This is a genomic window from Rhizobacter sp. P2_H2, assembly GCF_056403375.1.
The window spans coordinates 1-5,410 of sequence record NZ_JBFUFP010000308.1; the positions used below are offsets into that span (position 1 = coordinate 1).

8 protein-coding genes are annotated in these 5,410 nt (G+C 66.5%); 1 reads left to right on the top strand and 7 read right to left on the bottom strand.

Features of this window, described 5'->3' with window-relative positions:
* The 7 genes from AC1D15_RS16565 to AC1D15_RS16595 form a co-directional block, all read right to left on the bottom strand.
* Positions 1-1,495 (bottom strand): molybdopterin-dependent oxidoreductase (locus tag AC1D15_RS16565; protein WP_477826828.1); only part of this gene is annotated, 1,495 nt, incomplete at its 3' end.
* A 129-nt stretch (positions 1,496-1,624) separates the two neighbouring features.
* On the bottom strand, positions 1,625-1,957 hold the full coding sequence (locus AC1D15_RS16570) for a hypothetical protein (RefSeq protein WP_477826829.1): 333 nt from the start codon (positions 1,955-1,957) through the stop codon (positions 1,625-1,627).
* A 74-nt stretch (positions 1,958-2,031) separates the two neighbouring features.
* Positions 2,032-2,850 (bottom strand): MarR family transcriptional regulator, encoded by an 819-nt coding sequence (locus tag AC1D15_RS16575; RefSeq protein WP_477826830.1) that lies wholly within the window; start codon positions 2,848-2,850, stop codon positions 2,032-2,034.
* Positions 2,753-3,364, bottom strand: coding sequence for a hypothetical protein (locus AC1D15_RS16580; RefSeq protein WP_477826831.1), 612 nt, complete (start codon positions 3,362-3,364; stop codon positions 2,753-2,755). The genes AC1D15_RS16575 and AC1D15_RS16580 overlap by 98 nt, the downstream gene beginning before the upstream one ends.
* Positions 3,352-3,783 carry a hypothetical protein gene (locus AC1D15_RS16585; protein ID WP_477826832.1) on the bottom strand — a complete coding sequence of 144 codons (432 nt, stop codon included), beginning with the start codon at positions 3,781-3,783 and terminating at the stop codon, positions 3,352-3,354. The genes AC1D15_RS16580 and AC1D15_RS16585 overlap by 13 nt, the downstream gene beginning before the upstream one ends.
* 85 nt (positions 3,784-3,868) lie before the next feature.
* Positions 3,869-4,375: a hypothetical protein gene (locus AC1D15_RS16590; protein WP_477826833.1), complete on the bottom strand. Its 507-nt coding sequence runs from the start codon at positions 4,373-4,375 to the stop codon at positions 3,869-3,871.
* A 277-nt stretch (positions 4,376-4,652) separates the two neighbouring features.
* Positions 4,653-4,952: a hypothetical protein gene (locus tag AC1D15_RS16595; RefSeq protein ID WP_477826834.1), complete on the bottom strand. Its 300-nt coding sequence runs from the start codon at positions 4,950-4,952 to the stop codon at positions 4,653-4,655.
* A gap of 332 nt (positions 4,953-5,284) precedes the next feature.
* On the opposite strand from AC1D15_RS16595, the gene AC1D15_RS16600 reads away from it, so the two are divergent.
* Positions 5,285-5,410, top strand: a 126-nt coding sequence (locus AC1D15_RS16600; RefSeq protein ID WP_477826835.1) for an AAA family ATPase, incomplete at its 3' end; no start/stop codon positions are given.

Genomic DNA, 5,410 nt, shown 5'->3' on the forward strand with positions numbered 1-5,410 from the left:
GCCAGTAGCTCATCTGGTTGGGGCGCAGCGGCTTCAGCGCCCGGGTCTTGTRGTAGGTCTCCAGGTCTTGCTCGGTCTCGCGGGCGAGCGAGAGGTAGCCCGGCAGCGAGTTCGACAGCAGGCCGAGATCGGTCAGGCCCTGGATGTTGCTGTGGCCGCGCAGCGCGTTCATGCCGCCGCCGGCGATGCCGATGTTGCCGAGCAGCAGCTGCACGATGGCCGCGGTGCGGATCATCTGCGAGCCCTGGCTGTGCTGGGTCCAGCCGAGCGCGTACATGATGGTCATCGCGCGGTGGGGCACCGCGGTGGTCGCGATCATTTCGCACACCTTCAGGAACTTGTCCTTCGGCGTGCCGGTGATGCGGCTCACCAGCTCGGGCGTGTAGCGCGCGTAGTGGCGCCTCATCACCTGCAGCACGCAGCGCGGGTGCTCGAGCGTGGGGTCGGTCTTGGCGAAGCCGTGCTCGTCGAGCTCGTAGCCCCAGCTCGCGTTGCTGTAGCTGCGCTTGGCCTCGTCGTAACCCGAGAAGATGCCGTCCTGGAAGCCGTAGGCCTCGCCGACGATGAACGAGGCGTTGGTGTACGCCTTCACGTACTCCTTCTGCAGCTTGTCGTTGCTGATCAGGTAGTTGATGACGCCGGCCAGGAAGGCGATGTCGCTGCCGGCGCGGATGGGGGCGTAGTAGTCGGCCATGGCCGCCGAGCGCGTGAAGCGCGGGTCGACGACGACCAGCCGGGCCTTGTTGTGGTGCTTGGCCTCGATGACCCACTTGAAGCCGCAGGGGTGGGCTTCGGCGGCGTTGCCGCCCATGATGAGCACGAGGTCGGCGTTCTTGATGTCCACCCAGTGGTTGGTCATCGCACCGCGTCCGAACGTCGGGGCCAGACTGGCCACCGTCGGTCCGTGTCAGACGCGCGCCTGGTTGTCGAAGACCAGCAACCCCATCGAGCGCATCACCTTGTGCGTGATGTAGCCCGATTCATTGCTGGATGCCGATGCGCAGAGCATGCCGGTGGTGGTCCAGCGGTTGACGACCTGGCCGGCGGCGTTGGTGGGGGTGAAGTTGGCGTCGCGGTCGGCCTTCATCAGCGTGGCGATGCGCGACATGGCTTCGTCCCACGAGACGCGCTTCCATTCGGTGCTGCCGGCCTCGCGCACCTCGGGGTACTTGAGGCGGTTGGGGCTGTGCACGAAATCGAGCAGGCCGGCGCCCTTGGGGCACAGCGTGCCGCGGTTGACCGGGTGATCGGGGTCGCCCTCGATGTGGATGATGTCGGAGACGACGTTCTTCGCCTTGTCGCCCAGGCTGTACATGATGATGCCGCAGCCCACCGAGCAGTACGGGCAGGTGTTGCGGGTCTCGGTGGTGCGGGCGAGCTTGAACTGGCGCGTCTCGGCCAGGGCCGTGGCCGGCGAGAAACCCAGCGCGACGAGGCTGGATGCGGCGAGCCCGGCTCCGCTGACGCGGAAGAACTGCCTTCGGTTCATGTCCATGAAGAGCCTCCTGCGGGGAACGCGCCGGGGCGCGAAACGTGGGATAGGCGATGGCGGACGGATCTTGGCGCGGAATGGGCGGGGGTGCAATGGCGTTCGCACTATCTGGAGCGGCACGCTGCGGTTCTTCTATCGGGATGCTGCGGCGGCCGGGGTGGGTGCGCTGCCGTCGCCGGCGGTTGGGGCCGGCGTGCCGCTGCCGGTGCCGGGCTTGGCTTCGGTGGGGTGGGCTTCCATGCCGCCGATGGCGGTGCCGCCGGCCGGGCCGCCGCCGATGGCGGAGGCTGCGGCGTCGCCTGGGGGTGGCGTGACGGGTGATGCCGGCGTGCTGGTTGTGCCGCCTGCGGAGGGAGCCGGGGCGGCAGGCTCGCTGCGGTTGCAGGCCGACAGGGCGAGCAGTGGAGCGAGCAACAGGCCGGTCAGCAAGGCAACACGGCCCCCACGGGTGCGAAGCAGGTTCATGCGGTTCCCCCAGGACGGCGACTCAGGGCAGCGAAGTAAGCCACAGGGGGATGGATGACTGCAAGTTGAGGGGCTTATGCGGCCGATCGGCTTCGCTGCTCGATCAGGTGAGTGAGCATCTCGTCGGCCCGCTCATCGAGCCCAAGCTCATGCAGATCGATCAGGCACTCGAGCGGATCGGCCCACAGGCCGGCGGCGTCTTTGACGAACCCGAGGTTCGGCCCGTGCGCGCGATGCACGACCACGACGGCCTTGGCCTGCGGGTCTTGCGTTTCGACGAGGCCGGCGTCGAGCTTGCGGATGACATCGAGCCGCGCGGCACGGTGCATGGTGAGATCGAGCCGCAGGCTGCCGGTGATGTTCAAGCCCGCAAAGTGATGCCTGGCACCGAGCACGCCACCCACCGCCACGTCATCGCTGCCGAGCTTGAAGAGCCGCTGCGCCATGGCCTCGGGGGAGCGAGCCGTGCCAGCCGGATCAGCGAAGCGGATCGTCTTGCGCGTGGAGGCCTGGGCGGCAATCCAGTTGCGCCACTGCAAGAGGGACGGGGCACGCATCTCGATGCGCCGGTCCGGGGTTCTGGAGAGGGTTCCCGCGGCTTCCAACTGCTTCAGTACCTTGGCCACGGTGGGGTAGCTGGCACCCACCGCGGACTGGATGGCCGTGGTGCTCAGCGGGCCGCTGTGCGCGAGCCAGGAACGCAACAGGAAGGCCAGCACCACCTGCTGGCTGGAGCCGGGGGTGCCCGTGGGGGCTGTCCGCTGGCCGGCCAGGCCCTGGAGCCATTCCGTGAAGTCAGGGCTGGGGGCCTGCAATCCCACCTGCCTGTCGTCGATCAGTTGCGCGAGGTGCACCCGCGAGCCCAGGCTGGGCCGCACGGCCACGCGAAACATGGCCAGCTCGGTGGCAAGGCGGTCTTGGGTGATCTTGCTGCCGACCAGCAATCATTCCCGGCGAGCGGGGGCAGATGCCCGAGCCTGAACCCGCCCGCAGCTGCGCTGCCACCCAGGCCTGCGGGAACTCCTTGCCGATGGCGAGGGCCAGCCCGGCGAAGAGGGGCAGCTTGGCGACCAGCCCTGTCCAGTGCGGGGCTTGCGGCACGGGGGCAGGGCCTCGGAAGGGGATGGCGCTCAGCAGGTCTGCCCCGAGAAGCAGGTAGAGGCCATACACCGCCAGCCCGACCAGCATCAGCCGGCGGCCCTGTTTGAGCTGTGCCACGCAGGGCTCGATCCTGAGCCAGCCCAGGATGAGCCACGCGGCCACAAACGGTATGGCGTACACGATGAAGAGGCTGGTGAGGCCCCCGACCTGCCGCGTGAACCGGAACCATGACGAACCCACTGCGAGCAGCGAGAACGGAAAGAACTCGATGAGAAACAGCCCGAGGGCCAGGATCAAGAGGGGCATGGGTGAACCATCGCTCCAAGTTTGGCCCTGGGAAGCTCGACACAGAGAGCCGTGAGCACCCCTGCGACCAGGTAGGCCCGGGTCGTCAGCTGGAACAACACCAGGAGCACTTCGACGCGGAGGGAAAGGAAATCGAGGAGGGCGCCGCGCGCGGCGGCGAGCAGGCAGCAGAGGAGGAACATGGTCATGCCGATCCTCAACAGGCGCAGCCCTTGCGGCAGCTTGGCGATGAAGGGCCGCACGTTGAGCTTGCGCAACGACCACCACGACACCAGCAGCGGGATGCCGTAGCTGGGCACCAGGGTGACCAGCCAGTCGAAGCCTGCCGGCAAGCGGCGCACGCCGCCTGCGTCGAGCAGCATCGGTATCGGAGAAACCTGGGACAGCAGCAGCGCGAAGGCAATGATCAGCAGGGGCATGGGGGCTCCGGGTGCGGCATGGTAGCGGGGCATGCAGGGGCATGCACGCAGGTGCCGCCCGAACCTGGGCAGCACCTTGGCGCCGTCAGCCCTGCTGCGCCGGCGGCCTGCGCCGCCGCGGCGGCATCACGCCGAACTCGGGGGCGTGGAACTGCTGCTCGCAGACCCAGCCGGTGAGGCGGCGGGACTGATCGCCGATGAGTTCGAGCGCGGCGACGCACAGGCCGCGCATCGCGGTGTCTTGCGCGCGATGGACGGCAGGCGGCACCTCGTCGGGCGGGGGCTTGGGGCGCTCGCGCTCATCGACCTCGAGCCACGCGGCGACGCCGTCACTGACATCGATGACGTGCTCCAGCAGGCGATGCACCAGGCCGGCCTTCAGCGTGAACTCGACGCTGTCGATCGGGGAGGGGTGGCAGTGGTGCTGGAAGCGGTAGTGGACGCGGCGCTCGGGTGGGGCGGGGGGTGGTGGCTCGGGCTCCGGCTCGGACTCGGGGCCGGAGGCGGGGGAGGGAGAACCCGCTTGGTCGGACTGCGGTGAAGAAGCGGGAAAGGTCGGCGTGCGGGAGGCGCCGACGGGGGTACCAGCCATGTGAAGGGCTCCTGTGTTGCGGTTCGAGTAAAGCCACTACCCACGCTGTCAAACACGGGTGGCGGCCCAAAGCAGGGTTGACAGACCGGAACACAGGAACCGGCGAGCCCGAAGGCTCCCCCACCCGGGCCGCCCAAAATCTTGGAGAGGCATAGGTGTGTGACGCGCAAAAAAAGCCGCTGTAGCGGCTGCGCGCCTGTGTGTTCGGGCTGTCAAACCCGGCCTGCGATGTGGCAGGCGAGGGGAATGTATCACTGCCTCCGGGGACGACTTCCCGTCAATCCCTCGGGTCGCCAAACGTCTCGATGAACTCGTCGATGAAGCGCTGCGTCCCGGTGATGGTCAGCGTGATCGCATGCCACCCGCCGTCTTCGACGTTCACCTGCAGGTCGTGATCCCAGTCCATGCCCTCATCCGCCGGACCGTGCGTGTGCGGGAAGCGGAGCCATGCCCAGTCGAGGAGTTGTTGGGCTTCGGCCAACGCAGCGGGGTGGTGGTCGGCGGTGGTGGAGGCGAGGGCCTCCAAGGTGGAGATGCCTTCGGAGTTGTCGCTGAGGTCTAAGGTGAAGTAGTTCATAGTACAGCGGTGCTGACGCAACATATGAGGGCGCATAGGTGACTGCAGGCAAATGCTGCCCTGCGCACGAGTGCGCGCTAGAGGCTGTGCCCCAAAGATGGACTGCACGAAATGATTCTTCTGATTTGAGCTGAGGCGTGAGATCCCTATTGACGAAGGAATGCATTGGCTCTATTTGCATATGGTGGTGAGCATCCTAGGCGATTTCTAGGTCGCATTGAAGGAAGACGCCACTTCCCGCAATCTTCGCGTGGATGTAGAGTTAACGAAGAACTGTGCAACAGCGTCTGTCTTGCTCAGTCTTTCGCAAAAATGCCTGACAGGAGGGAGTTATGTTTACAAGGCTGAAGCTCGGGAATTTCAAGAGATTCCAGCACGCAGATATAGCGCTGAGGCGCCTGAACATAATTGTCGGACCAAATAATTCTGGCAAGTCATCCTTGATGGCTGCATTTCGC

What these genes read in the sequence shown, in the direction of transcription:
- AC1D15_RS16570 (WP_477826829.1), bottom strand. Translation starts at nt 1,957, where the DNA reads ATGAACCTGCTTCGCACCCGTGGGGGCCGTGTTGCCTTGCTGACCGGC.
- AC1D15_RS16575 (WP_477826830.1), bottom strand. Translation starts at nt 2,850, where the DNA reads ATGTTTCGCGTGGCCGTGCGGCCCAGCCTGGGCTCGCGGGTGCACCTC.
- AC1D15_RS16580 (WP_477826831.1), bottom strand. Translation starts at nt 3,364, where the DNA reads ATGCCCCTCTTGATCCTGGCCCTCGGGCTGTTTCTCATCGAGTTCTTT.
- AC1D15_RS16585 (WP_477826832.1), bottom strand. Translation starts at nt 3,783, where the DNA reads ATGCCCCTGCTGATCATTGCCTTCGCGCTGCTGCTGTCCCAGGTTTCT.
- AC1D15_RS16590 (WP_477826833.1), bottom strand. Translation starts at nt 4,375, where the DNA reads ATGGCTGGTACCCCCGTCGGCGCCTCCCGCACGCCGACCTTTCCCGCT.
- AC1D15_RS16595 (WP_477826834.1), bottom strand. Translation starts at nt 4,952, where the DNA reads ATGAACTACTTCACCTTAGACCTCAGCGACAACTCCGAAGGCATCTCC.